The sequence below is a fragment of the Klebsiella sp. CB_Kp196 genome, assembly GCF_040061575.1.
In the GTDB taxonomy this organism is placed as follows: Bacteria; Pseudomonadota; Gammaproteobacteria; order Enterobacterales; family Enterobacteriaceae; genus Klebsiella; species Klebsiella michiganensis.
In genome coordinates this window covers 106,045-130,390 of record NZ_JBEAFH010000054.1, presented here as the reverse complement: position 1 = coordinate 130,390, position 24,346 = coordinate 106,045, and the positions used below count along the sequence as shown (strand labels likewise).

General features: G+C 57.5%; 23 protein-coding genes. 12 read left to right on the top strand and 11 right to left on the bottom strand.

Features of this window, described 5'->3' with window-relative positions; genetic code table 11:
- Window positions 1-88 precede the first annotated feature (88 nt).
- The 5 genes from lysS to xerD form a co-directional block, all read right to left on the bottom strand.
- On the bottom strand, window positions 89-1,606 hold the full coding sequence (gene lysS / locus ABLU87_RS19330) for a lysine--tRNA ligase (RefSeq protein WP_014226789.1): 1,518 nt from the start codon (window positions 1,604-1,606) through the stop codon (window positions 89-91).
- Window positions 1,607-1,615: 9 nt separating this feature from the next.
- A protein-coding gene (gene prfB / locus ABLU87_RS19325; RefSeq protein ID WP_100248296.1) for a peptide chain release factor 2 occupies window positions 1,616-2,714 on the bottom strand; the annotation gives its coding sequence in 2 pieces (ribosomal slippage) (window positions 1,616-2,638 and window positions 2,640-2,714; 1,098 coding nt in all).
- Window positions 2,715-2,799: 85 nt separating this feature from the next.
- A complete protein-coding gene (gene recJ / locus ABLU87_RS19320) occupies window positions 2,800-4,533 on the bottom strand; it encodes a single-stranded-DNA-specific exonuclease RecJ (RefSeq protein ID WP_122117309.1) in 1,734 nt (577 codons plus the stop codon).
- 5 nt (window positions 4,534-4,538) lie between these two features.
- Window positions 4,539-5,252, bottom strand: coding sequence for a bifunctional protein-disulfide isomerase/oxidoreductase DsbC (gene dsbC / locus ABLU87_RS19315; RefSeq protein ID WP_004854054.1), 714 nt, complete (start codon window positions 5,250-5,252; stop codon window positions 4,539-4,541).
- A gap of 22 nt (window positions 5,253-5,274) precedes the next feature.
- On the bottom strand, window positions 5,275-6,171 hold the full coding sequence (xerD, locus tag ABLU87_RS19310; protein WP_004105555.1) for a site-specific tyrosine recombinase XerD: 897 nt from the start codon (window positions 6,169-6,171) through the stop codon (window positions 5,275-5,277).
- A 121-nt stretch (window positions 6,172-6,292) separates the two neighbouring features.
- On the opposite strand from xerD, the gene fldB reads away from it, so the two are divergent.
- On the top strand, window positions 6,293-6,814 hold the full coding sequence (gene fldB / locus ABLU87_RS19305) for a flavodoxin FldB (RefSeq protein ID WP_014226792.1): 522 nt from the start codon (window positions 6,293-6,295) through the stop codon (window positions 6,812-6,814).
- An 8-nt stretch (window positions 6,815-6,822) separates the two neighbouring features.
- Here the strand turns inward: fldB and ABLU87_RS19300 are convergent, their stop codons facing one another.
- Window positions 6,823-7,233, bottom strand: coding sequence for a protein YgfX (locus tag ABLU87_RS19300; RefSeq protein ID WP_004854060.1), 411 nt, complete (start codon window positions 7,231-7,233; stop codon window positions 6,823-6,825).
- Complete coding sequence (gene sdhE / locus ABLU87_RS19295; protein WP_004124953.1) at window positions 7,214-7,480, bottom strand: FAD assembly factor SdhE; 267 nt, start codon at window positions 7,478-7,480, stop codon at window positions 7,214-7,216. Before sdhE ends, ABLU87_RS19300 begins: the two co-directional genes overlap by 20 nt.
- Window positions 7,481-7,724: 244 nt before the next feature.
- Here sdhE and ygfZ point away from each other — a divergent pair, with 244 nt between their 5' ends.
- The 8 genes from ygfZ (at window position 7,725) to ABLU87_RS19255 (ending at window position 16,219) form a co-directional block, all read left to right on the top strand.
- Complete coding sequence (ygfZ, locus tag ABLU87_RS19290; protein ID WP_014226793.1) at window positions 7,725-8,708, top strand: tRNA-modifying protein YgfZ; 984 nt, start codon at window positions 7,725-7,727, stop codon at window positions 8,706-8,708.
- A gap of 193 nt (window positions 8,709-8,901) precedes the next feature.
- A complete protein-coding gene (gene dagR, locus ABLU87_RS19285; protein ID WP_025105970.1) occupies window positions 8,902-11,700 on the top strand; it encodes a transcriptional regulator DagR in 2,799 nt (932 codons plus the stop codon).
- Window positions 11,701-11,820: 120 nt separating this feature from the next.
- Entirely contained in the window at window positions 11,821-12,246 is a 426-nt protein-coding gene (locus ABLU87_RS19280) for a PTS sugar transporter subunit IIA (RefSeq protein WP_004854067.1), read from the top strand.
- A gap of 12 nt (window positions 12,247-12,258) precedes the next feature.
- Window positions 12,259-12,744, top strand: a complete 486-nt coding sequence (locus ABLU87_RS19275) for a PTS system mannose/fructose/N-acetylgalactosamine-transporter subunit IIB (protein WP_122117310.1) — start codon at window positions 12,259-12,261, stop codon at window positions 12,742-12,744.
- Window positions 12,745-12,769: 25 nt separating this feature from the next.
- Window positions 12,770-13,519, top strand: a complete 750-nt coding sequence (locus ABLU87_RS19270; RefSeq protein ID WP_004124968.1) for a PTS sugar transporter subunit IIC — start codon at window positions 12,770-12,772, stop codon at window positions 13,517-13,519.
- Entirely contained in the window at window positions 13,516-14,376 is an 861-nt protein-coding gene (locus tag ABLU87_RS19265; protein WP_014839507.1) for a PTS system mannose/fructose/sorbose family transporter subunit IID, read from the top strand. The genes ABLU87_RS19270 and ABLU87_RS19265 overlap by 4 nt, the downstream gene beginning before the upstream one ends.
- 3 nt (window positions 14,377-14,379) lie before the next feature.
- Window positions 14,380-15,489 (top strand): D-glucosaminate-6-phosphate ammonia lyase, encoded by a 1,110-nt coding sequence (gene dgaE, locus ABLU87_RS19260; protein WP_048260394.1) that lies wholly within the window; start codon window positions 14,380-14,382, stop codon window positions 15,487-15,489.
- Window positions 15,476-16,219 carry a 2-dehydro-3-deoxy-phosphogluconate aldolase gene (locus ABLU87_RS19255; RefSeq protein ID WP_032693811.1) on the top strand — a complete coding sequence of 248 codons (744 nt, stop codon included), beginning with the start codon at window positions 15,476-15,478 and terminating at the stop codon, window positions 16,217-16,219. Before dgaE ends, ABLU87_RS19255 begins: the two co-directional genes overlap by 14 nt.
- 158 nt (window positions 16,220-16,377) lie before the next feature.
- Here ABLU87_RS19255 and ABLU87_RS19250 read toward each other — a convergent pair whose 3' ends face one another.
- Together ABLU87_RS19250 and yqfB are read right to left on the bottom strand one after the other, a co-directional pair.
- Entirely contained in the window at window positions 16,378-17,037 is a 660-nt protein-coding gene (locus ABLU87_RS19250; RefSeq protein ID WP_014839509.1) for a hemolysin III family protein, read from the bottom strand.
- Between the two features lie 161 nt (window positions 17,038-17,198).
- On the bottom strand, window positions 17,199-17,510 hold the full coding sequence (gene yqfB, locus ABLU87_RS19245; protein ID WP_122117311.1) for a N(4)-acetylcytidine aminohydrolase: 312 nt from the start codon (window positions 17,508-17,510) through the stop codon (window positions 17,199-17,201).
- A 50-nt stretch (window positions 17,511-17,560) separates the two neighbouring features.
- Here yqfB and ABLU87_RS19240 point away from each other — a divergent pair, with 50 nt between their 5' ends.
- The 3 genes from ABLU87_RS19240 (at window position 17,561) to ABLU87_RS19230 (ending at window position 20,526) form a co-directional block, all read left to right on the top strand.
- On the top strand, window positions 17,561-18,289 hold the full coding sequence (locus tag ABLU87_RS19240; RefSeq protein ID WP_025105967.1) for a MurR/RpiR family transcriptional regulator: 729 nt from the start codon (window positions 17,561-17,563) through the stop codon (window positions 18,287-18,289).
- Between the two features lie 121 nt (window positions 18,290-18,410).
- Window positions 18,411-19,844, top strand: coding sequence for a 6-phospho-beta-glucosidase BglA (gene bglA, locus ABLU87_RS19235; RefSeq protein ID WP_025105966.1), 1,434 nt, complete (start codon window positions 18,411-18,413; stop codon window positions 19,842-19,844).
- Between the two features lie 190 nt (window positions 19,845-20,034).
- Window positions 20,035-20,526 carry a protein disulfide oxidoreductase gene (locus ABLU87_RS19230; RefSeq protein ID WP_004854083.1) on the top strand — a complete coding sequence of 164 codons (492 nt, stop codon included), beginning with the start codon at window positions 20,035-20,037 and terminating at the stop codon, window positions 20,524-20,526.
- Between the two features lie 109 nt (window positions 20,527-20,635).
- On the opposite strand, the gene ABLU87_RS19225 is transcribed toward ABLU87_RS19230, so the two are convergent.
- Together ABLU87_RS19225 and gcvP are read right to left on the bottom strand one after the other, a co-directional pair.
- Entirely contained in the window at window positions 20,636-21,379 is a 744-nt protein-coding gene (locus tag ABLU87_RS19225) for an SDR family oxidoreductase (RefSeq protein ID WP_049083221.1), read from the bottom strand.
- Window positions 21,380-21,439: 60 nt separating this feature from the next.
- The gene (gene gcvP / locus ABLU87_RS19220) at window positions 21,440-24,313 is read right to left on the bottom strand and encodes an aminomethyl-transferring glycine dehydrogenase (protein WP_014226805.1); all 2,874 of its coding nucleotides are present in this window, start codon (window positions 24,311-24,313) and stop codon (window positions 21,440-21,442) included.
- Window positions 24,314-24,346: the final 33 nt, after the last annotated feature.

The following is a 24,346-nucleotide window of genomic DNA, read 5'->3' as shown; positions in this document are numbered from 1 at the left end:
AGATACCCCACAGCCCCGAAAAAAAGCCAGTCAGTTGCTTAACTGACTGGCATTACAGCTCTGCTGGGTTTTTTTATTCGCGTAATGCTTATTTTACCGGACGCATCGCCGGGAACAGGATCACGTCGCGGATGGTGTGGCTGTTGGTAAACAGCATCACCATACGGTCGATACCGATACCCAGGCCCGCAGTCGGCGGCAGGCCGTGCTCCAGCGCGGTAACGTAGTCTTCGTCATAGAACATCGCTTCGTCGTCACCGGCGGCTTTCGCGTTAACCTGATCGAGGAAACGCTGCGCCTGGTCTTCCGCATCGTTCAGCTCGCTAAAGCCGTTACCGATTTCACGCCCGCCGATGAAGAATTCAAAGCGGTCGGTGATTTCCGGGTTCTCGTCGTTACGACGCGCCAGCGGAGAGACTTCTGCCGGATATTCGGTAATGAAGGTCGGCTGAATCAGGTGCGCTTCCGCCACTTCTTCGAAGATCTCGGTCACGATGCGGCCCAGACCCCAGCTCTTCTCAACGTGGATACCGATGCTTTCCGCAATGGCTTTTGCGGAATCGAAGTTATCCAGATCGGCCATCTCGGTTTCCGGACGATATTTCTTGATCGCTTCGCGCATGGTCAGCTTTTCAAACGGCTTGCCGAAATCAAAGGTCTGATCGCCGTAAGGCACTTCAGTATGGCCCAGAACGTCCTGCGCCAGGGTGCGGAACAGGGATTCGGTCAGCTCAATCAGATCTTTGTAATCCGCATACGCCATGTAGAGTTCCATCATGGTGAACTCTGGGTTATGGCGAACGGAGATACCTTCGTTACGGAAGTTACGGTTGATTTCGAACACGCGCTCGAAGCCGCCAACCACCAGACGCTTCAGGTACAGTTCCGGCGCGATACGCAGGTACATGTCCAGATCCAGCGCGTTGTGATGGGTGATGAACGGACGCGCGGACGCGCCGCCGGGGATCACCTGCATCATCGGGGTTTCAACTTCCATAAAGCCGCGGCCGACCATGAACTGGCGGATGCCCGCCAGGATCTGCGAACGCACTTTAAAGGTGTTGCGCGATTCATCGTTGGAGATCAGGTCCAGGTAGCGCTGACGATAGCGCGCTTCCTGATCCTGCAGGCCGTGGAATTTGTCCGGCAGCGGGCGCAGGGCTTTGGTCAGCAGACGCAGCTCGGTGCAGTGAATAGAGAGCTCGCCGGTCTTGGTTTTGAACAGCTTACCGCGCGCCGCGATGATATCGCCGAGGTCCCACTTTTTGAACTGCTCGTTATAGACGCCTTCCGCCAGATCGTCGCGGGCGACGTACAGCTGAATGCGGCCGCCAACGTCCTGCAGCGTAACGAAGGAGGCTTTACCCATGATACGACGGGTCATCATGCGGCCAGCGACGGCGACTTCAACGTTCAGCGCTTCCAGCTCTTCGTTTTCTTTGCCATCGAAGTCAGCGTGCAGAAGGTCTGAGGTGTGGTCACGACGGAAATCATTCGGGAACGGGATACCCTGCTCACGCAGCGCGGCCAGCTTCTCACGACGGGCTTTCAGTTCATTATTAAGGTCAATTGCCGCGTCAGCGCCCTGTGCTTGTTGTTCAGACATGTTGGTTCCTCATAACCCTGCTTTCAAACTTGCTTCGATAAATTGATCCAGGCTGCCGTCCAGCACCGCCTGAGTGTTGCGGGTTTCCACCCCGGTGCGCAGATCTTTAATGCGGGAGTCATCCAGCACGTAAGAACGGATCTGGCTGCCCCAGCCGATGTCGGATTTGGTATCTTCCATCGCCTGCTTCTCGGCATTTTTCTTCTGCATTTCCAGCTCATAAAGCTTCGCTTTCATCTGCTTCATGGCCTGGTCTTTGTTCTTGTGCTGTGAACGGTCGTTCTGGCACTGGGTCACTAAGCCGGTCGGAATGTGGGTAATACGCACCGCGGATTCCGTACGGTTAACGTGCTGACCGCCCGCGCCGGATGCGCGATAAACGTCAATGCGCAGATCCGCCGGGTTGATGTCGATATCAATATCGTCATCCACTTCCGGATAAACGAAGGCGGAGCTGAAAGAGGTGTGGCGGCGGCCGCCGGAATCGAACGGGCTCTTACGCACCAGGCGATGAACGCCGGTTTCGGTACGCAGCCAGCCGTAGGCGTAGTCGCCGATAATCTTGATGGTCACGGACTTAATGCCCGCCACTTCGCCTTCAGACTCTTCGATGATCTCGGTCTTGAAGCCGCGCGCTTCGGCCCAGCGCAGATACATGCGCATCAGCATGCTGGCCCAGTCCTGCGCTTCCGTTCCGCCGGAACCGGCCTGGATATCGAGGTAGCAATCGGCGCTGTCGTATTCACCGGAGAACATCCGGCGGAATTCCAGCTGCGCCAGCTTCTCTTCCAGCACATCGAGCTCGGCGACGGCTTCGTTGAAGGTCTCTTCGTCTTCGGCTTCAACGGCCAGCTCCAGCAGGCCGGAAACGTCCTCCAGCCCCTGAGACATCTGATCCAGCGTATCAACGATGGCTTCCAGCGAGGAACGCTCTTTACCCAGCGCCTGCGCGCGCTCTGGTTCGTTCCAGACGTCAGGCTGCTCCAGCTCGGCGTTTACTTCTTCGAGACGCTCTTTCTTAGCATCGTAGTCAAAGATACCCCCTAAGAACGTCCGAGCGCTCCGTGAGGTCCTGAATACGGTTTTTTACCGGATTTATTTCAAACATGGTCGGTTTCTTTTAATGGATTCGTCAAAATGCGGTGATAAGAGCGGAATTCTACCGGATTCGCGCCCTCATTAATATACTGTTCTCAATTTGGCCAGAGGTGGCCAATGATCAGCTGCAGGCTGCGGTTGCCGCGGAACTCATTGATATCAAGCTTATAGGCAAGCTGAACTTCGCGAACGCCGTTATCCGGCCAAAGGGAAGTATCAACATTGAACGCGATACCGTCCAGCAGCGGGCCGCCGCCGACTGGCTCAACCATCACCTTCAGATGACGCTCGCCGACCAGGCGCTGCTGTAGCAGACGGAAACGGCCGTCAAACAGCGGCTCCGGGAACATCTGCCCCCACGGTCCGGCGTCGCGCAGCATCTGCGCGACCTCCATGCTCATCTCTGCCGCCGCCAGCGGACCGTCGGAGACCACTTCCCCCTGCAGCAGCGCAGGATCGAGCCACTCGGTCACCAGCTCGCCGAAGCGCTGCTGGAACTCTTCAAAGCGCGCCTCTTCCAGCGATAGCCCCGCCGCCATGGCATGGCCGCCAAACTTCAGAATCAGCCCGGGATAGAGCGTATCCAGACGCTCCAGCGCATCGCGCATATGCAGCCCCTGAATCGACCGACCGGAGCCTTTGAGCGTACCGTCGCCGGTGGGCGCAAAGGCGATAACCGGACGATGGAAACGCTCTTTGATACGCGAGGCCAGAATGCCAACGACGCCCTGGTGCCACTGCGGATGGTACATCGCCAGGCCGCCGGGCAGCGTCTCACCGCTGCGCTCCAGCTTCTCACACAGGGTCAGGGCTTCCGCCTGCATCCCCTGCTCTATCTCTTTGCGCGTCTGGTTCAACGCGTCCAGCTCATTGGCCAGCACCCGCGCTTCGCCGGTGTTGTCGCACAGCAGCAGCGCCACGCCGACGGACATATCGTCCAGCCGCCCAGCCGCGTTAAGCCGCGGACCGAGCGCGAAGCCGAGATCGCTTGCCGCCAGCTTTTGCGGGTCGCGGTTGGCGATCTCCAGCAGCGCCTTAATGCCCGGACGGCATTTCCCCGCCCGGATGCGGCTCAGCCCCTGCCAGGTCAGAATACGGTTGTTGGCATCCAGCGGTACGACGTCCGCCACGGTGCCGAGCGCCACCAGGTCGAGGAGGTCAGCCAGATTCGGCGGCGCAATGCCGCGCTCCTCAAACCAGCCTTTATCGCGCAGAAAAGTGCGCAGCGCCAGCATCAGATAAAAGGCCACGCCCACCCCGGCCAGCGATTTCGACGGAAACTCACAGTCGCGCAGGTTCGGGTTAATAATCGCTTCCGCCGCGGGCAGCGAATCCCCCGGCAGGTGGTGATCGGTCACCAGCACCGGAATACCCAGCGCATGGGCGCGATCGACGCCAGCGTGCGAAGAAATACCGTTATCCACGGTCATAATCATCTGCGCGCCGCGGGCGTGAGCCTGATCGACCACTTCCGGGCTCAGGCCGTAGCCATCTTCAAAACGGTTTGGCACCAGGTACGAGACGTTACCGTAGCCCAGCGCCCGCAGGGCCAGAACGCTCAGCGCGGTGCTGGTGGCGCCGTCGGCGTCAAAATCGCCGACCACCACAATATGCAGCCCCTGCTGAAATGCGCCGTAGAGCATCTCTACCGCTTTTTCGACGCCGGTCAGCTGCGACCACGGCAGCATGCCTTTCACGCCGCGTTCCAGCTCCTGCGCGCTACGCACGCCGCGGCTGGCGTACAGCCGCTGCAGCAGCGGGGGGAGATCGGCAGGTAAATCGACGCCGTCAGCCGCCTCGCGGCGGCGTAGTTGTATCTGTTGTTTCACGCGAATCAGTTACCGCTTGTCTGTTTTTGATGCTCATCAAGGAGCGCTTTCAGGTCTTTAGGATCGCGATAGCCGGGCATCAGCGTGCCGTCGCTCAGCACCATCGCCGGCGTGCCGTTAACGCCAAGCTGCACGCCCAGCATGTAGTGTTTAGCGATATCAACATCGCAGCTGGCCGGCTGCACGCCCTTACCGCTCATCGCGTCATCCAGCGCTTTGTTACGATCTTTAGCGCACCAGATAGCCTTCATATTCTGCTCGGCTTCGCTTTGCAGCCCCTGGCGCGGGAAGGCCAGATAGCGCACGGTAATACCCAGCGCGTTATAGTCGCTCATCTGCTCATGCAATTTATGGCAATAACCACAGGTAATATCGGTGAAGACGGTGATGACGTGTTTTTCCTGCGGCGCTTTATAGACGATCATCTCTTTTTCCAGCGCGTTCAGCTTACCGGCCAGCAGCGTATTGGTGACGTTTACCGGCTGCGCGCCGCTGACGTCGTACATCGGCCCCTGGATAATGTGCTTACCGTCATCGGTAACGTATATCACGCCGCTGTCCGTCAATACGGTGCTGATGCCTTTGATCGGCGAAGGTTGCACGTCCGAACTCTGCACGCCCAGCTTCGCCAGCAGTTGCTTGATCGCCGCGCTATCGGCATGCGCCGCACCGGATAAGGTGGTCGCCAGCAGAGTGAACATCAGTAAACCTTTTTTCATACTCAGTCCTTTTTTTCAGCACTCACGCACGCGGGTGATGCTGTTGATGGAGTTGTCGCAGACGCTCGGTCGCCACGTGGGTGTAGATCTGCGTCGTGGAGAGATCGCTGTGTCCTAACAGCATCTGCACCACGCGTAAGTCGGCGCCATGGTTAAGTAAATGCGTCGCGAACGCATGGCGTAACACGTGCGGGGAGAGCTTTTCGCTGTCAATCCCCGCCAGTACGGCATAGTGCTTAATTCGATGCCAGAACGTCTGGCGCGTCATCTGCTGCGCGCGCTGGCTGGGAAAAAGCACATCGGACGCCACGCCGTTCAGCAGCCAGGGGCGCCCGTATTCAAGGTAATTCTCAACCCACAGCACCGCCTCTTCACCCAGCGGTACCAGACGTTCTTTATTTCCTTTACCAATCACGCGCAGCACGCCCTGTCGCAGGCTAATGTCGCTCATGGTCAGGCCCACCAGCTCGGAAACGCGCAGACCGGTGGCGTACAGCACTTCCAGCATCGCTTTATCGCGCAGCTCCAGCGGTTGTTCAACCAGCGGCGCCTGGAGCAGGCGTTCCACCTGCGCCTCGCTCAGATCCTTCGGCAGCCTCTGCGGCAGCTTTGGCGAGGCCAGCAGCGCGCTGGGATCGTCCGGGCGAATTTTCTCCCGGTAAAGATGCTGGAAGAAACGGCGCACGGCGCTTAGCAGGCGCGCGGTGCTGGTGGCTTTATAGCCGCCGGTTTGCCGCTCCGCCAGCAGCGACTGGAGATCTTCGCCGCTGACGCTGGCAAGCGACAGGCCACGATGATGCAGCCATTCGACCACCATCGTCAGGTCCCGGCGGTAGGCGCTTAGCGTGTTCTCCGCCAGATTCCGCTCCAGCCATAAGGCATCAAGAAACTGCTCGATTTGTGCGAGATCCTGTTCCACTCTGGCCTCTTTGCTTATTAAAACGGCGCCATTATACCCTAAATAATTCGAGTTGCAGGCGGGCGCGGCCTTTCTGGTACACTAAGCGCAAAGTCACAGCAAGAATTGAGACGTTTCCGCGATGAACATAGGTCTTTTTTACGGTTCCAGCACCTGCTACACCGAAATGGCGGCGGAAAAAATCCGCGATATTATCGGCCCTGAACTGGTCACGCTGCACAACCTGAAAGATGATTCCCCTGCCCTGATGACGCAATACGATGTGCTGATCCTCGGCATTCCAACCTGGGATTTCGGCGAGATCCAGGAGGACTGGGAGGCGGTCTGGCAGCAGCTCGATACGCTGGATCTGCAGGGTAAAATCGTCGCGCTGTACGGCATGGGCGACCAGCTAGGCTACGGCGAATGGTTCCTTGATGCGCTCGGCATGCTGCACGATAAGCTGGCGACCAAAGGGGTTAAGTTTATCGGCTACTGGCCTACTGAAGGCTATGAATTCACCAGCCCGAAACCGGTCATTGCCGATGGGCAGCTGTTCGTTGGCCTGGCGCTTGATGAAACGAACCAGTACGACCTGAGCGATGAGCGCATTCAGAACTGGTGCGAGCAAATCCTCGGTGAAATGGCTGAGCAGTTCTCCTGAGTCCTTGCCTACTCTTGCGTCGGTTTTAGCAACACCAGCCGACGCAGGTCTCGCCATTCTCCCGCGTCCATGCTATCCGCCGCGACCCACAAATGCTGGGTTCGTTGGTTTTCCGTATTCCGCAGGCGCAGCAGCATTCCGCTGTTAATCACCCACGGGGTGCCGATGATATCCCACTCCGCCTTTTGCCAGCGCAGACGGGAGTCGATCAGCAGCTTGATTTCTCCCTGACGGGCATGGATCCGCCGCTGGCTGCGCACGCAGTCGAACACCACCAGCGACAGCAGTATCAGCCACAGCGGGGTATAGCTCAGCGGCCAGGGCATCAGCAGCACCAGCGCCGCCACCACGCCGTGCATCAGCAGCGAAAACCACTGCGCTCGCCACGAGATGCGTAAATCAGATTGCCACAGGACCACGTTCCCGATTCCGTGTCTGAATTAATTTTACCATCCGCTGCAGTTCTGCATCAGCCGGCTCGCCATGATTCATCAACCAGTTGAACAGATCCGGATCGTCGTTTTCCAGCAGGCGGATGAATAACGCTTTGTCGCCATCGCTGAGCGTGTCGTACTCATGCTCGAAAAACGGCATGATGGAGATATCGAGTTCACGCATACCTCGACGGCATGCCCAGTGGATGCGGGCTTTATTGTTAATGTCCATGTTTTACTTCCTGCTTATAAATATCTCTTAGTTTAACCCGTTTTCGGCGCTGACTTCACTGGAATATCAAGTTTCGCGAGCGCTATTCCATGAAAACCCTAAAATAATCAGGTCATTTATTATTTCGCTGGTTTCAGCGCCCCGTCTTTGAGGGCACGAATGGCCTGTCAAAAGCGCTTGCATTGCACCATAGCTCTTTTACCATTAGTCACACACTCTGCGTTAAGCTATTCAGGATATGACTATGGCTTTTACACCTTTTCCTCCGCGTCAGCCTTCCTCTTCCGCTCGTCTGCCGTTAACGCTGATGACGCTGGACGACTGGGCGCTGGCGACGATTACCGGTCCGGATGGCGAAAAATATCTGCAGGGGCAGATTACCGCCGACGTCAGCCACCTGACCGACGAGCAGCATCTGCTTGCCGCGCATTGTGACGCCAAGGGCAAGATGTGGAGCAATCTGCGCGTTTTCCGCCGCAACGAGGGTTTTGCGTGGATTGAGCGCCGCAGCCTGCGCGATGCGCAGCTGACCGAACTGAAAAAATACGCGGTGTTCTCTAAAGTGACCATCGCCGCCGATGATGAATCCGTACTGCTGGGCGTTGCCGGGTTCCAGGCGCGCGCTGCGCTGTCGCCGCTGTTTAGTGAGCTGCCGAACGCCGAGAAACAGGTTGTCAGCGAAGGAGCCACCAGCGTGCTGTGGTTTGCGCATCCGGCCGAGCGTTTCCTGCTGGTGACCGATGTGGCAACCGCCACCCGCATCACCGATGCGCTACGCGGTGAAGCGCAGCTCAACAACAGCCAGCAGTGGCTGGCGCTGAATATTGAAGCCGGGCTGCCGGTTATCGACAGCGCCAACAGCGCGCAGTTTATTCCGCAGGCCACCAACCTACAGGCGCTGGGCGGCATCAGCTTTAAGAAAGGCTGCTATACCGGCCAGGAGATGGTTGCCCGCGCTAAATTCCGCGGCGCCAACAAGCGCGCCCTGTGGTATCTGGCGGGAACAGCCAGCCGCGTGCCTGAGGCCGGGGAAGACCTGGAGCTGAAGATGGGTGAAAACTGGCGCCGAACCGGCACCGTTTTAGCGGCCGTGCAGCTGGACGACGGTCGCCTGCTGGTACAGGTGGTGATGAATAACGATATGGAGCCGGACAGCGTGTTTCGCGTACGCGATGATGCCGGTAGCCTGAGCATCGAGCCGCTGCCGTATTCGCTGGAAGAGAGTTAAAGCGATATTCCCTGCCGCCTTCTCCCCGGAGGCGGCGCTCACGCGCCTGTCTGGGCTACCCCACCCGCAAACCACGAAACACCCGCGGCCGCGCGCTTTGCGCAAATGCGCCATCTCTGGCCCAGGCCACTTTCTTGCGTAGAAGAATAGTGTATGTTCTGAACAATCATTTATTTCTTAAGCGGTAAAAGAGATGAGACGGATTGAGGTCATACTGGGGGAACTGGAGCGATTAACTCGCGGGCTGAATCTTGCGGATCTGGAACAGGAAACGGCATTTACGGCGGAAGCCATCGGCTTTAACCTCGGGCTTGCGCGCAACTCGGTCAGCAAAGACCTCAATCAGTTATGGAACGACGGCCTGGCGATTAAGAGCAGAGGACGCCCCGTGTTCTTTTGGCACCGCCAGGCAATGGAAACGCTGCTGGGGCGCAGACTGAATGATACCGAATGTGAAGTGCGCACGGTTGCCGATCTTCTGCCGCATCAGGAAGGTTGCTCAACGGATGACCCCTTCAGCGGCCTGATTGGCTACGATCGCAGCCTCCGTGATGCGGTGGAAAAAGGCCGCGCAGCGGTGCTTTATCCTCACGGGCTCCACGTATTGCTGACCGGCCCCTCCGGGGTAGGTAAAACTTTCTTTGCCGAGCTGATGCACCGTTTTGCCTGCGAGCATGCGGCGGGTTCCCCCCCGCCGCTGGTCTACTTTAACTGCGCCGAGTATGCGCATAACCCGGAGCTGCTCTCTTCGCATTTGTTCGGCCATCGGCAGGGCGCATTTACCGGCGCCAGTGAGAATAAAGCCGGTCTGGTGGAGCAGGCGGACGGCGGATATCTGCTGCTTGATGAGGTGCACCGCCTGCCGTATGAAGGACAGGAAAAACTCTTCTCCATTCTCGACAAAGGCCAATATCGCCCGCTCGGTTCAAGCGCCACGGCGCGGTCCATTACGGTGCGCTTGATTTGCGCCACCACCGAACCGGTCAGCTCAGCCCTGCTGCGAACGTTCCAGAGGCGCATCCAGGTCTGTATCGATCTCCCCGGGATCCGTCAGCGCTCGGTGGAAGAACAGGTGGAACTTATTGTCGGTTTTCTCCAGCGCGAGAGCCGCAAAATTGAGCGTACGGTCAGTATCGACAAAACGCTGTTGCTCTGGCTGCTGAATAAACCGCTGGAAGGCAATATCGGCCAGCTCAAAAGCGATATCCAGTTTCTTTGCGCCCAGGCGTGGGCCGCGGGAATGACCGAGCATAACGACACGCTCCAGCTGGATAAACGGCTGGTAGAAGTGCCGTTCAACGCCACCCCGGAACAGCGTCTGCTGGTCGATACCTTGTTTGACGGCCAGGATCGGCTAAGCGTCGATGCGCGCACGTTACCCGCATTGAAAACCACTCTGGCGACAGGAGCGGAGATCGAAGAAAGCGATCTGTTTTACAGCTTCCTGACCCGCGAATACGTCAACCTGCGCAACAGCAACGTCCCACCGGCTGAGACGCTGGCGATCCTCAAAAACAAACTCAGTTCTATCTTTGAATATGGTCTCTACAGCCGCGACAGCGTGGCCCATCCGCCGCGCTATGGCGATCGGATTGAAGAGCGAGTGACCCTGCTGATTGGCTGTGTGGAACAGGTGCTGGGCTTTACGCTGCCAGAAAACCTGATGAATCCGCTGCGTAAACACTTTCTGGCGCTGATTGGCTACGTGCAGCGCGGGCTGATCCCACAGCTCTACTCCTCCAGCCTGATCCTCGACCGCTGCAAAGACGAGTATGAAAACGCGACTCTGCTGTGCCGGAAAATCAACGAGCTGCTGCATATTCAGTGCCCGGCGACGGAGGTCGTCTGGCTATGTCTGTTCCTGAAAGAGTGCCGCCATTATCGCCAGCGGATCGACGCCAGTCCCGACTGCGGCGTCATTTTAATCGCCCACGGCGCGACGACGGCGACCAGTCAGGCGCAGTACGTCAACCGGGTGCTGGAGCGCGAGCTGTTTAGCGCCATCGATATGCCCTTTGAGCAGTCGGTGCATGACACGCTGGAAACGCTAACCCAGCGGATCCAGAGCCAACGCTACCGGCGGCTGATTCTGATGGTGGATATCGGCTCGCTGGTGCATTTTGGCAGCACCATCAGCAAGCTATTCCAGATTGACGTCCTGTTAATGCCCAATATTACGCTGACCAGTCTGCTGGAGCTGGGTCTGGATTTAAGCTATGAAACCAGCGAGCTACCGCAGCTGGCGGAATTACTGCAGAGTAAAAATATCCCCTGTCAGCTCTGTACTCCGCAGCAGGAAAACGGCGGTAAGGTGCTGGTGATCTCCTGCATTACCGGCATGGGAACCGCAGAGAAAATCAAAAAAGTGCTGGAGGAAAGTTTTGGCGAGCTGATGTCGCAGGATACGCGAATGGTGATCCTCGATTACAACGAGGTTCGCAGCCTGGAGCGCGTTCAGCAGTCGCTGCTGGCCGGTGAGCGACTGGCGGGGATTGTCGGCACCTTCCAGCCGGGACTGCCGGATATTCCGTTTATCTCGCTTGAAGAGCTGTTCTCCGAGCAGGGGCCGGAACTGGTGCTCAGCCTGCTCACGCCGGACCTCTCAAGCAGTGAGCGCCGTCTGGAGATGGAGCGCAGCGCGATGCGCTTCATCAGCGCGCTGACCATGGAAAGCATCATCAATCATATTTCGGTACTCAATCCCCAGCGCATTCTCAAAGAGATGGAGGGGGTGTTTAACCATTTAACCACCTCGCTTTCGCTGAAACCCAGCCGCCAGGTGACACTGCGCTTCCTGATCCACTGCTGTTGCATGGTCGAGCGTATCGTAATTAACCGGAAACCGTTACAGATGTCGCTGGAGAGCCAGCCCGCGCTGGACGTCCGCGCGTTTAGTGTCATTAAATCCGCCTTCCAGCCGATCGAAGAGGCTTATGCCATTCGTTTATCCGACGCGGAATATTTTTATATCTACGAACTGTTGTATCGCTGATCCCTTAACTGGCGTGGCTTTACGCCGCGCCTGCCCCTCTTCGCCCCCCATGTGACACAAATTCTGGCACAGCCTTTGCTCTTATTACGTATATCAACGTAATAGCGCCAGGAGGCCATTTTGATTACCACTGAACCTTTGTCCCAGATCCTGCTGCTGACCCATGGCGGCTGGGGGCAACAGCTCTGCAACAGCCTGTGCATGGTGACGGGCGAAATTAAAGGCGTAACGGAAATCGCCCTGATGCCCGTCGATACCTTGGGCGAGTTTTATCAGCGCGTAGAAGCCGTCGTGAAAACCCTGCCCGAAGGCTCGCTTATTCTGACCGATTTTATTGGCGGGACCACCTCTAACGTGGCCGCGCGGCTAAGCGCCGATTATCCGGTGGCGGTGATTTCCGGACTGAATGCCTCGCTGCTGCTGGAGGCGCTGGACAAGCGGGAACAGGGGCCGCTATCCGCCTGCGTAGCTGAATTAGTGGAAGCCGCGCGCAGCAGCTGTCTGGACGTTGTCGCCCACGTTCGGCAATTACAACAATCACAATAAGGAAAAAATATCATGGCTAACATCGTGTTATGTCGCATCGACAGCCGCCTCATTCATGGACAAGTGGTGACGAAGTGGGTCGGACAATCCCAGGCCAACCGGATTGCGGTAGTGAGTGATGAGCTGGACGCCGATCCGTTTATGAAAAATATCTATCTGATGGCGGCACCGCCAAACATCAAAGTGGATTGCTACAGCAATCGGAGCTTTGCCGCATCGTGGAAAGAAAACCAGCTTGGCGACGGCAGCGTGCTGGTGCTGTTCCCCTCTCTCGCGGCGATTCAGGAAGCCGTACAGCTCGGGTTTGATGTTTCCGCCATTCAGGTTGGTGGCTTAGGCGGCGGGCCGAACCGCAAGGTCGTTTTCCAGAACATCACGTTGGATGAAAAAGACGTTGGCATTCTTCACGACCTGAAAAGTCGAGGGATTAAGGCGGTCTTCCAGACTATCCCGGAAGATAAGCCGCAGTCGCTGGACGATATCCTGAAAAAATTCTAATCCTCTGATAACAGGGTAAATAATTATGGATACTTTAGTCTTCGCAAGCCTGATGGGGTTGTATTACTGGTTTGCCCGCTTACGCCTTGGCTACACCTTCTCCGCCATGCTGTTACAACCTGTTGTAATCGCCGTTTTTGTCGGCCTGCTGTTGGGCAATATGGAAACGGCGATGATTATTGGCGCGGGTATGCAACTGGTTTACCTCGGCGTGACCTCAACGCCCGGGGGTAACGTGCCGTCAGATCCGGCGCTGGCCGCCTGTATCTCGATTCCTATCGCCGTAAAAGCCGGGATGGACCCGAACCTGGCCATCGCGCTGGCCATCCCGTTTGGCGTGATCGGCGTATTCCTTGACCAGCTCAGACGCACGCTGAACGCCGCGTGGGTGCATATGGCGGATAAACACGCGGAAACGGCCAACATGGGCGGTATTATGCGCTGCGCGTTCCTCTACCCGGCGTTGCTCGGCCTGGTGCTGCGTTTCCCGGTGGTGTTTGCTGCCAACTATTTTGGCCAGGACGTGGTAGAGAGCTTCCTCAAGCTGATGCCGCACTGGTTGACCCACTCCTTTGAAATTATGGGCGGAATTCTGCCGGCGCTGGGCTTTGCCATCACCATCATGGTGATCGGTAAGAAGAGCCTGCTGCCGTGGTTTATCGGCGGATTCTTTGCGGTGCTGTACCTGAAGGTGGACATTATGGCGATGGCAATCTTTGGTACCTGCGTGGCCTTCCTGATTAAGGGCCTGGCGAAAAATGAAGGAGCAGCATGATGAGCAGCGATGTAATGCAGCATGAACTGGTGGAGCGCGCGCGGGAGAACGGCACGCTGACCAAAGCGGACATCACCAAAGCCTGGTTTATTTACTGGCTGGGCGCGGAAGTTTCCAGCTCCTATGAGCGTTTACAAAGCCTGATTTTCTGCGCCTCAATGACGCCGATTATCAAAAAACTCTACCCGCAAAAAGAAGAGCAGGTGGAGGCGCTAAAACGCCATCTGAACTTCTTCAACTCTGAGCAGACCTTTGGCGCGGTGATTCAGGGGATCTCGATTGCGATGGAGGAGCAGAAAACCCGCGGTGAACCGATTAGCGACGCGTCTATCACCGGGATTAAAACCGGGCTGATGGGGCCGCTGGCCGGAATGGGGGACTCCATCATCTGGGCGGCCGTCATGCCGTTGCTGATTGCGATTTTCATCCCGTTCGCCGCCAGCGGCAGCGCGATGGGCGGCATTGTACCCTTAATTCTCTATCCGGCCATTACGCTGGCGATCAGCTACGGCATGGTGCACAAAGGCTACACGCTGGGACGCGACTCAATCATCGGTCTGCTCCAGGGAGGGCGAATTAAGGAGCTTATCTACGGCGCGAACGTGCTGGGCCTGATAATGATGGGCGCGCTCTCCGCAAGCTACGTCAAAATAACGACCCCCTTAAAGCTCAGCGCGCTGAAGGGCTCGGAGGTGGTGGTCCAGCAAATCCTCGACTCTATCGCGCCCGGCCTGTTGCCGCTGGCGGCGGTGTTTGCCATCTACTTCTATCTGGTGAAGAAAGGGCCGCGCTACACCACCATTCTGCTGTCAATTGTCGCGCTCAGCGTGGTCTGTTCGCTGCTGGGAGTGCTGTAAACCATGACGCAGAATATCTATCAACAGCTGGGGTTAAAACAGGTGATTAACGCCTGCGGCAAAATGACGATTCTGGGCGTTTCCAGCGTGGCGCCGGAGGTGATGCAGGCAACGGCGCGGGCGGCATCGGCCTTTGTGGAAATCGACAGGCTGGTAGACCGAACCGGCGAGCGGGTCTCCCGCTTTACCGGCGCGGAAGACAGCTATATCACCTCCTGCGCCTCGGCGGGAATCGCCATCGCCGTGGCCGCCGCGATTACCCATGGCGACCAGGCGCGAGTGATGCAGATGCCGGACAGTCGCGGTATGGCCAACGAAGTCGTCATGCTCCGCGGGCATAACGTCGATTACGGCGCGCCCATCACCAGCGCGATTCGCTTAGGCGGTGGGCGCGTTGTGGAGGTCGGTTCAAGCAATCTGGCGGCGCGCTGGCAGCTGGAGAGCGCGATCTCTACCGGCACCGCCGCCCTGCTGTATGTGAAATCACACCACTGCGTGCAAAAAGGGATGTTGAGTATCGAGGATTTCGTGCAGGTCGCACAGACTCACAACCTGCCGCTGATTGTCGATGCCGCCGCCGAGGAGGATTTACGCGTCTGGGCGGCGAGCGGAGCGGACATGGTTATCTATAGCGGGGCAAAAGCGTTTAACGCGCCCACCTCCGGATTCATCACCGGGAAAAAACAGTGGATAGCGGCGTGTAAGGCGCAGCATCACGGTATTGCCCGGGCGATGAAAATCGGCAAGGAGAATATGGTCGGTCTGGTTTATGCGCTGGAACACTATCATCAGGGGCAGAAGGGGGTCACAGCCGAGGAACTCCTGCCCGTCGCGAAAGCGATCTCAGCGATAAACGGCTTACAAGCCGATATTGAGCAGGATGAAGCCGGACGCGCTATCTGGCGTATCCGCATTCAGGTGAATGCCCAGGAGCTGGGCCTGGATGCCCGCGAAGTCGAAGCACAGCTGCGCAACGGCGAGATCGCCATTTACGCCCGGCGCTATAACCTCCATCAGGGGGTTTTTAGCCTGGACCCACGAACGGTAGCCGAGGGTGAAATGAGCCTGATCGTGGCGCGCCTAAAGGAGATTGCAGACCATGCAGCAAATTAATTTTTACCGTCAACGCGTCGCGATTAACGTGCTGGCGAAAGATATCGCCAACGCCCGGGACATTTATGATGCCGCCGAAGGCCATGCGGCGATTGGCGTCCTCTCGGCACAGTTTGCCTCCGTGGAAGAAGGTGTTCAGGAGGTAAAACGCTGGATGGCGGAGATACCCTCCATCTCCGTAGGCCTGGGTGCCGGCGATCCTGCGCAGTATTACAAAGCGGCGATGATCGCGTCAGCGCTTCACCCGGCGCACGTTAATCAGACCTTTACCGGCAGCGGGTTTGCCGCAGGGGCGCTGGCGGCTACGGGCGGGCAGCAGACCTGCATTAACGCGCTGGTCAGCCCGACGGGAACCCCTGGCGAGGTTCTTATCTCCACCGGCGTCAGCAGCTGTCAGGGCACGCCGGCCCGCGTCTCCTGCGATGCGGCGGTACGCATGATGCAGGACATGGGGGCCCATGCGGCGAAGTTTTTCCCCATGGGCGGCGAAAAGTCGCTACCGGAGCTGTATATGCTGGCGACCACGGCAGCCCGTAACGGGATGACGTTAATCGAACCAACCGGCGGAATCGATCTCGATAACTTTGGCATTATTTTGCAAAGCTGTCTGGAGGCAGGCGTACCTCGCGTGATGCCTCATGTTTACAGCTCGATAATCGACCCGCAAACCGGCAATACCCGGCCAGAAGATATCCGCAGATTAATGGATATCGTGAAAGCCGTGGTCTGAATAAAAATACCGGGCCATAGCCCAGGCAAGCAAGCCATCACCAACGGAGAATGTCCCGGAGGCGGCGCTGGCGCGCCATGTCCGGGCTACCAGCCCTCAGACGACGGTGAACCTGTAACCCGGCTAAGCGTAGCGCGAGCCGGGAGATTTCGCGAAATTTAAACCTGCCCGACGTACAAATAAATGGCCAGGAAGTGGCACACGCTGCCGCCCAGGACAAAACCGTGCCAGATAGCGTGGTTGTACGGAATACGTTTGCAGACGTAGAAAATAACCCCCAGCGAATAGACCACGCCACCCACGGCAAGCAGCGTCACGCCGCCCACCGCCAGCTTAATCGCAAGCTGATAAACGACGATCAGCGACAGCCAGCCCATGGTCAGGTAGGTCACTAAAGAGAGGATCTTAAAACGATGCGCAATGGTCAGCTTAAACAGGATCCCCAGCAGCGCCAGGCTCCAGATGACGATCATCAGCCCGCGCGATAGCGGCGAATTTAGCCCCACCAGCAGAAACGGCGTGTAGGTCCCGGCAATCAGCAAATAGATGGCGCAGTGGTCGAATTTTTTCAGCCACAGCTTAGCCCGCTGATGCGGAATCGCGTGATAGAGGGTCGAGGCGAGGAACAGCAAAATCATGCTGCCGCCGTACAGGCTGTAGCTGGTAATGGCCGTGGCGCCGGCGTTGCTGTCCACCGCCTGCACCAGCAACAGCACCAGACCGACGATACCGAACACCAGCCCAATCCCGTGACTGACGCTGTTGGCAATTTCCTCTGCCAGAGAATATCCCTGTGTGATTAACGATTTGCGAACCATATTTGACTCCGAAAACAAGTACGCTTTCAATGCACACTTAGGTTAACTGAGAATGATTCCAGTGAACACCTGTTCGCTAAAATAAAAAGATGAATATTTATGAACAGTATAAAATCAATAGGTTACATAAATATTTCAACTAACAGACGTTCACTGTTTATTTAAAGCTTTTCGAATTCAATAACATAAAACTGCTTTTCTTCAGGATAGATCTCCGTAATCACCTCACGCAGCTGCGCCAGGGTCATATTCTCCTGCTGCGCGTGCAGTTCACTCAGCGTATCCAGCGTCACCGTTGAGGTGGCCACCACGCGAATGGTGCAAAAATAGCCGTCATCTTCATAGCGGCCAACGCGCAGCACATCGCCTGCTTTAAAGTGCGATTCCGCAGCATCGCGGATGGTAATGGTTTTGCGTCCGGCGAGGATGTCGTCCTGAAAACGCTGAAAAAAGGTTATGTCATTTGGCTGCATGATATCATTCCGTCCTGGTCATTATGAATTGTGAGTTTGCCACTGTGAGTATCTTCTCCCACGCCGCTATCGCCAGTCTCAATAATCTTGAGATGATGGTCTATCACTACGTCATTAAAAATCGCGACAAAGTGATGTACATGACCATCCGCGAGCTGGCGGAAGCGGCCGGAGTCTCCACGACTACCGTTTTGCGCTTCTGCCGCAAGCTGCAGTGCGAAGGCTACTCGGAGTTTCGCGTACGCTTTAAATTATATCTGGAGCAGAATGAGCCTCAACAGGCAAATATCGGCGCCAGCGAAATAATGAGCTTTTTTAAAAGCGTTAATAACGATGAATTTGACCAGCTGCTCGAGCAGGCGGTCGATATTATTCTGTCTTCAGAACGTATTATTTTTGTTGGTGCCGGCACCTCCGGCGCGCTGGCAAAATATGGCGCGCGTTTCTTTTCTAACGTCGGGAAATTCAGTAACCATATCGACGACCCTTATTTCCCGGTGACCAATGATATGGCGCGTAATGCGCTGGCCATCGTGCTGTCGGTCTCCGGCGAAACCGAAGAGATCCTGCGCTTCGCCAGCCAGTTCAGCCTTCATCGCTGTAAAGTGATGTCCATCACCAGCCACGAGCACTCGCGGCTGGCAAAGCTTGCCGACTTTAATCTCTCCTGGCACGTTCCGCAAACGCGCATCGGCGGCGTCTATGACATTACCACCCAGATCCCGGTCATTTATATTCTGGAAACGCTTGGGCGTAAATTAGCGCGCAAACTCGCCTGAAAATAACAGGGTGTTTTTTCGATGTAACAAATTCCATTCCGGGCAAATTGTTATATCGTGACATTTATATTCCCTTTGTTAGACTCGCAGCCAACAAGTCATTAAGACGAGATGAGCAAAGATGAAGAAAATTCCTTTACCAAAAGACTTTTTATGGGGTGGCGCCGTCGCCGCGCACCAGGTTGAAGGCGGCTGGAATAAAGACGGCAAAGGCCCGAGCATCTGCGACGTGCTTACCGGCGGCGCGCACGGCGTGCCGCGCGAGATAACCCAGCAGGTAGAGCCGGGCAAGTACTATCCGAACCACGAAGCCATCGATTTCCACGGCCGCTACAAAGAAGACATCAAGCTGTTCGCCGAGATGGGCTTCAAGTGCTTCCGCACCTCTATCGCCTGGACGCGCATCTTCCCGCTGGGCGACGAAAGCCAGCCGAATGAAGAAGGGCTGAAATTCTACGATGACATGTTCGATGAACTGCTGAAGTACAACATCGAACCGGTTATTACCCTCTCCCACTTTGAGATGCCGCTGCATCTGGTTCAGCAGTACGGCGGCTGGACCAACCGCAAAGTGGTCGATTTCTTTGTGCGCTTCGCCGAAGTGGTCTTCGAGCGCTATAAGCACAAAGTGAAATACTGGATGACCTTTAACGAGATCAACAACCAGCGTAACTGGCGCGCGCCGCTGTTTGGCTACTGCTGCTCCGGCGTGGTCTATACCGAGCATGAAAACCCGGAAGAGACCATGTACCAGGTGCTGCACCATCAGTTTGTCGCCAGCGCGCTGGCGGTGAAGGCAGCGCGTCAAATCAATCCGGAGATGCAGGTGGGCTGCATGCTGGCAATGGTCGCCCTCTATCCGTTCTCCTGCAAGCCGGAAGACGTGATGTTTGCCCAGGAATCAATGCGTGAACGCTACGTCTTTACCGACGTCCAGCTGCGCGGCTACTACCCGAGCTACGTCCTGAACGAATGGGAACGCCGCGGCTTCAATATCAACATGGAGGACGGCGATGCGCAAATCCTACGCGAAGGCACCTGCGCGTATCTCGGCTTCAGCTACTACATGACCAACGCGGTGAAAGCGGAAGGCGGCACCGGCGACGCGATCTCCGGCTTTGAAGGCAGCGTGCCCAACCCGCACGTCAAAGCCTCCGACTGGGGCTGGCAGATTGACCCGGTCGGCCTGCGCTATGCGCTGTGTGAACTGTATGAGCGCTACCAGAAGCCGCTGTTTATCGTCGAAAACGGCTTCGGCGCGTACGATAAAGTCGAGGAAGACGGCAGCATCAACGACGACTATCGCATCGACTATCTGCGCGCTCACGTCGAAGAGATGATCAAAGCGGTGACTTACGACGGCGTTGAGCTAATGGGCTATACCCCGTGGGGCTGCATCGACTGCGTCTCCTTCACGACCGGTCAGTACAGCAAGCGCTACGGCTTTATCTACGTCAACAAACATGACGATGGTACCGGCGATATGTCCCGCTCGCGCAAGAAGAGCTTTAACTGGTACAAAGAGGTTATCGCCAGCAACGGCGAGAAACTGTAATCATCTTGCCCCTTTTCAGCCGGAAAGGGGCAAAACTTCCCACAAAACAGACACTTCTTTACAGCTTTAGCATTGCTAACCCACGCTCAGCCGATAAGATAAACCACATCAATCGTTGAGTCGCTGACGCTGACTTCGTGAATCAACGCCGCACGCTGCCGGCCTTTCCGGCGCATCACAATGTAGAAAAATGATGCTAAACGTCTTCAGACAGATCCTGATATGGCTGCTGATTGTCGCCGCCGTCAGCCTGGCGGTGGATTACCTGCGCAGGCCCGCGCTGCCGCAGAATTTCTCCAGCATGCCGCTGCAAACGCTTGATGGCCGAACGGTCGATCTGGCGGCAATGAGCCACGAGCGCCCTTTGCTGCTGTACGTCTGGGCCACCTGGTGCGGCGTTTGCCGCTATACCACCCCGTCGGTGGCCGCTTTAGCCAACGATGGCGGCAATGTGATGACGGTAGCGCTACGCTCCGGCGACAACGCCGCTCTGGCGCGATGGCTGGCGCATAAAAAAATGGCGCTGCCGACGATCAATGACGCCAGCGGTCAGCTATCCCAACGGTGGGAGGTGCAGGTCACGCCGACCCTTATCGTTATCTCGCGCGGCGAGGTGAAGTCAGTCACCACCGGCTGGACCAGCGGCTGGGGGATGCGCCTGCGGCTGTGGCTGGCGTCGTAGCGCATTTCCCTGCTTGCGCTGCGCTTAGCAGGGCTATGGATGGGGTGAGGTAAACAGATGTTGTATCCCGGGCAAGGCGTTAGCCGCCCCCCGGAAAACGAGTTGCCGATTATCTCCCGCCCGCCAGCTCCAGAAAGCTGCCGGTCACGTAGGAAGCCTTCTCACTCAGCAGCCAGACGATGGCCTGAGCCACCTCCTCCGGCTGCCCGCCGCGCCGCATGGGCAACATCGACTTCACGCGATCCACGCGCCCCGGTTCACCGCCGCTGGCGTGCATGTCGGTATAAATTAAGCCGGGGCGCACGCCGTTAACCCGAATCCCCTGCGCCGCTACCTCCAGCGACAGGCCGGTGGTCAGAGTATCAACCGCGCCCTTTGACGCGGCATAATCCACATACTCCCCCGGCGCCCCGAGGCGCGATGCCGCGGACGACACATTCACAATCGCCCCGCCCTTACCGCCGTGCTTGTGCGACATCCGCTTTACCGCTTCCCGGCAGCAGAGGAAGTAACCGGTCACGTTGGTGGCCAGCACCCGGTTAATCCGCTCCGCGCATAGGCTTTCAATCGTCCCCTGGGTAAATAAAATGCCGGCGTTATTGACCAGCGCAGCGAGCGGTTCGCCGAGGCGATCGATAGCGGTAAACATCGCTATCACCTGCGCTTCATCGCTGACGTCCGCCCGTAGCGCAACGGCTTTGCCGCCGCTGGCGATAATTTCGTTCACCACGCCGGTCGCGGCAGCGCTATTTTGATGGTAATTCACCGCCACGGTATAGCCTTCCTGCGCCAGCAGCAGCGCCGTCGCTTTACCTATTCCCCGGCTGCCGCCCGTCACCAAAGCTATCGTCATGCCATTCTCCCAAAAAATAAAGGCGCCGCAGCGCCTTTAAAAGATAGTCTAATCAGCAGATTACTGGTATTCGCTCATCGGCACGCAGGAGCAGAACAGGTTACGGTCGCCGTAAACATCGTCCAGACGCTTAACGGTCGGCCAGTACTTGTTGTTCAGCCCCGCCGGGAAGACCGCCAGTTCACGGGTGTACGGATGGTTCCACTCGCTCACCAGTTCACCCTGAGTATGCGGCGCGTTCACCAGCGGGTTATCCTCCAGCGGCCATTCACCGCCTTTCACGCGGTCGATCTCGCCGCGAATCGCCAGCATCGCATCGATAAAGCGGTCCAGCTCCACTTTGCTTTCCGATTCGGTCGGTTCCACCATCAGCGTGCCGGCAACCGGGAAGGACATGGTCGGAGCGTGGAAACCAAAATCAATCAGTCGCTTGGCAATATCCAGCTCGCTGATGCCGGTCTCTTCTTTCAGCGGACGAATATCCAGAATACATTCGTGCGCCACGCGACCGTCGCGGCCGGTATACAGCACCGGGAACGCGTCTTTCAGCCGGGTAGCGATGTAGTTGGCGTTCAGAATCGCCATCTGGCTCGCCTGTTTCAGCCCCTCTGCGCCCATCATACGGATATACATCCAGCTGATCGGCAGAATGGAGGCGCTGCCGAACGGCGCGGCGGAAACCGCGCCCTGACGGGTCAGCATGCCTTCAATTTGCACCACGCTGTGGCCCGGCACAAACGGCGCCAGATGCGATTTCACGCCAATCGGCCCCATACCCGGGCCGCCGCCGCCGTGCGGAATGCAGAAGGTTTTATGCAGGTTGAGGTGCGAGACGTCCGCGCCGATAAAGCCCGGAGAGGTAATGCCGACCTGGGCGTTCATGTTCGCGCCGTCAAGGTAAACCTGGCCGCCAAACTGATGCACCACTTCGCACACTTCGCGAATAGTCTCTTCATAAACGCCGTGGGTGGACGGATAGGTCACCATGATGCAGGAGAGGTTCGCCGCATGCTGCTCGGCTTTCGCCCGCAGATCCGCCAGGTCGATGTTGCCATTTTTATCGCAGGCGACCACCACTACCTGCATTCCCGCCATCTGCGCGGAAGCCGGGTTGGTGCCGTGCGCAGAGCTTGGGATCAGGCAGATATCGCGATGCCCTTCGTTGCGGCTCTCGTGGTAATGGCGAATCGCCAGCAGGCCCGCGTATTCGCCCTGCGCGCCGGAGTTCGGCTGCATGCAGACCGCATCATAGCCGGTCAGCTTAACCAGCCAGTCGGAGAGCTGGGCAATCATCTGATGATAGCCTTCGGCCTGATCAACCGGGCAGAACGGATGCAGTTCGGCGAATTCCGGCCAGGTGATCGGGATCATCTCCGCGGCGGCATTCAGCTTCATGGTGCAGGAGCCCAGCGGGATCATCGCCTGGTTCAGCGCCAGATCCTTACGCTCCAGCGCGTGCATATAGCGCATCATCTCGGTTTCGCTGTGGTAGCGGTTGAACACCGGATGAGTGAGGATCGCATCGTCACGCAGCATGCTGGCCGGGATCGAACGGCTGTCCAGGGCCACGTCTTTATCCAGCGTGTCGATATCCAGGCCGTGATCGTCGCCCACGATGGCGCGGAACAGGTTCAGGACGTCTTCGCGCGTGGTGGCTTCATCGAGCGTGATCCCGACGGCGTGATGAATATCGCTGCGCAGGTTGATCTGCAGCGCTTCCGCCCGCGCCAGCACAGCGGCTTTATCGGCGACGTCCACGCACAGGGTATCGAAGTAGTGCGCATGGCGGAGCTTAAGGCCTTTTTTCTGCAGGCCATCGGCGAGAATATCGGTCAGGCGATGAATACGGCTGGCGATACGCTTCAGCCCAGCCGGGCCGTGGAATACGGCGTACAGGCTGGCAATATTGGCCAGCAGCACCTGGGAGGTACAGATATTGGAGTTCGCTTTCTCGCGGCGAATATGCTGCTCGCGCGTCTGCATCGCCATGCGCAGCGCGGTATTACCCGCCGCATCTTTCGATACGCCGATAATACGGCCCGGCATGGAGCGTTTGAATTCATCTTTTGCGGCAAAAAACGCCGCGTGCGGGCCGCCGTAGCCCATCGGTACGCCGAAGCGCTGGGCGGAGCCAAACACAATGTCCGCGCCCTGCTTGCCCGGGGCAGTCAGCAGAACCAGGGCCATAAAATCGGCCGCGACGCTGACAATCACTTTGCGCGCTTTCAGGTCAGCTATCAGTTTGCTGTAATCGTGAACCTCGCCGGTGGTGCCTACCTGCTGCAGCAGCACGCCAAAGACGTCCTGATGGTCGAGCGCTTTTTCCGCATCATCGACAATCACATCGAAACCAAAGGTTTCCGCGCGGGTGCGCACCACGTCCAGCGTCTGCGGATGAACGTCGGCGGCGACGAAGAAACGGTTGGCGTTTTTCAGTTTGCTTACGCGTTTGGCCATTGCCATCGCTTCCGCAGCGGCGGTGGCTTCGTCCAGCAGCGAGGCCGAGGCAATATCGAGCCCGGTCAGGTCGAGGGTCACCTGCTGGAAATTCAGCAGTGATTCCAGGCGACCCTGGGAAACCTCCGGCTGATAAGGCGTATAGGCGGTATACCAGCCCGGATTTTCCAGCATGTTGCGCTGAATCACCGGCGGCAGCTGCACGGCGGTGTAGCCCATGCCAATGTACGACTTGAAGCGCTTGTTACGACCGGCGATCGCCTTCAGTTCCGCCAGCGCGGCGAATTCCGTGGTTGCTTCGCCCACCTGCGGCGGCGTTGCCAGCTGGATATCCTGCGGCACAATCTGGCCAATCAGGGCGTTAAGCGAATCGGCGCCAACGGTTTTCAGCATCTCCTGCTGCTGCCGGGCATCCGGGCCGATGTGACGTTCAATAAAGGCGTCACGGTTTTCAAGCTGGCCTAAAGTCTGGGTCATGAGCGATGGTTCCTGAACGTGCGGTGAATCGTG

Bases quoted from the DNA above. Each gene is read 5' to 3' on its own strand.
- lysS (WP_014226789.1), bottom strand. From the start codon at position 1,606: ATGTCTGAACAACAAGCACAGGGCGCTGACGCGGCAATTGACCTTAAT.
- dsbC (WP_004854054.1), bottom strand. From the start codon at position 5,252: ATGAAAAAAGGTTTACTGATGTTCACTCTGCTGGCGACCACCTTATCC.
- fldB (WP_014226792.1), top strand. From the start codon at position 6,293: ATGAACATAGGTCTTTTTTACGGTTCCAGCACCTGCTACACCGAAATG.
- sdhE (WP_004124953.1), bottom strand. From the start codon at position 7,480: ATGGACATTAACAATAAAGCCCGCATCCACTGGGCATGCCGTCGAGGT.
- ygfZ (WP_014226793.1), top strand. From the start codon at position 7,725: ATGGCTTTTACACCTTTTCCTCCGCGTCAGCCTTCCTCTTCCGCTCGT.
- dagR (WP_025105970.1), top strand. From the start codon at position 8,902: ATGAGACGGATTGAGGTCATACTGGGGGAACTGGAGCGATTAACTCGC.
- ABLU87_RS19275 (WP_122117310.1), top strand. From the start codon at position 12,259: ATGGCTAACATCGTGTTATGTCGCATCGACAGCCGCCTCATTCATGGA.
- ABLU87_RS19270 (WP_004124968.1), top strand. From the start codon at position 12,770: ATGGATACTTTAGTCTTCGCAAGCCTGATGGGGTTGTATTACTGGTTT.
- ABLU87_RS19265 (WP_014839507.1), top strand. From the start codon at position 13,516: ATGATGAGCAGCGATGTAATGCAGCATGAACTGGTGGAGCGCGCGCGG.
- dgaE (WP_048260394.1), top strand. From the start codon at position 14,380: ATGACGCAGAATATCTATCAACAGCTGGGGTTAAAACAGGTGATTAAC.
- ABLU87_RS19255 (WP_032693811.1), top strand. From the start codon at position 15,476: ATGCAGCAAATTAATTTTTACCGTCAACGCGTCGCGATTAACGTGCTG.
- ABLU87_RS19250 (WP_014839509.1), bottom strand. From the start codon at position 17,037: ATGGTTCGCAAATCGTTAATCACACAGGGATATTCTCTGGCAGAGGAA.
- yqfB (WP_122117311.1), bottom strand. From the start codon at position 17,510: ATGCAGCCAAATGACATAACCTTTTTTCAGCGTTTTCAGGACGACATC.
- bglA (WP_025105966.1), top strand. From the start codon at position 18,411: ATGAAGAAAATTCCTTTACCAAAAGACTTTTTATGGGGTGGCGCCGTC.
- ABLU87_RS19230 (WP_004854083.1), top strand. From the start codon at position 20,035: ATGATGCTAAACGTCTTCAGACAGATCCTGATATGGCTGCTGATTGTC.
- ABLU87_RS19225 (WP_049083221.1), bottom strand. From the start codon at position 21,379: ATGACGATAGCTTTGGTGACGGGCGGCAGCCGGGGAATAGGTAAAGCG.
- gcvP (WP_014226805.1), bottom strand. From the start codon at position 24,313: ATGACCCAGACTTTAGGCCAGCTTGAAAACCGTGACGCCTTTATTGAA.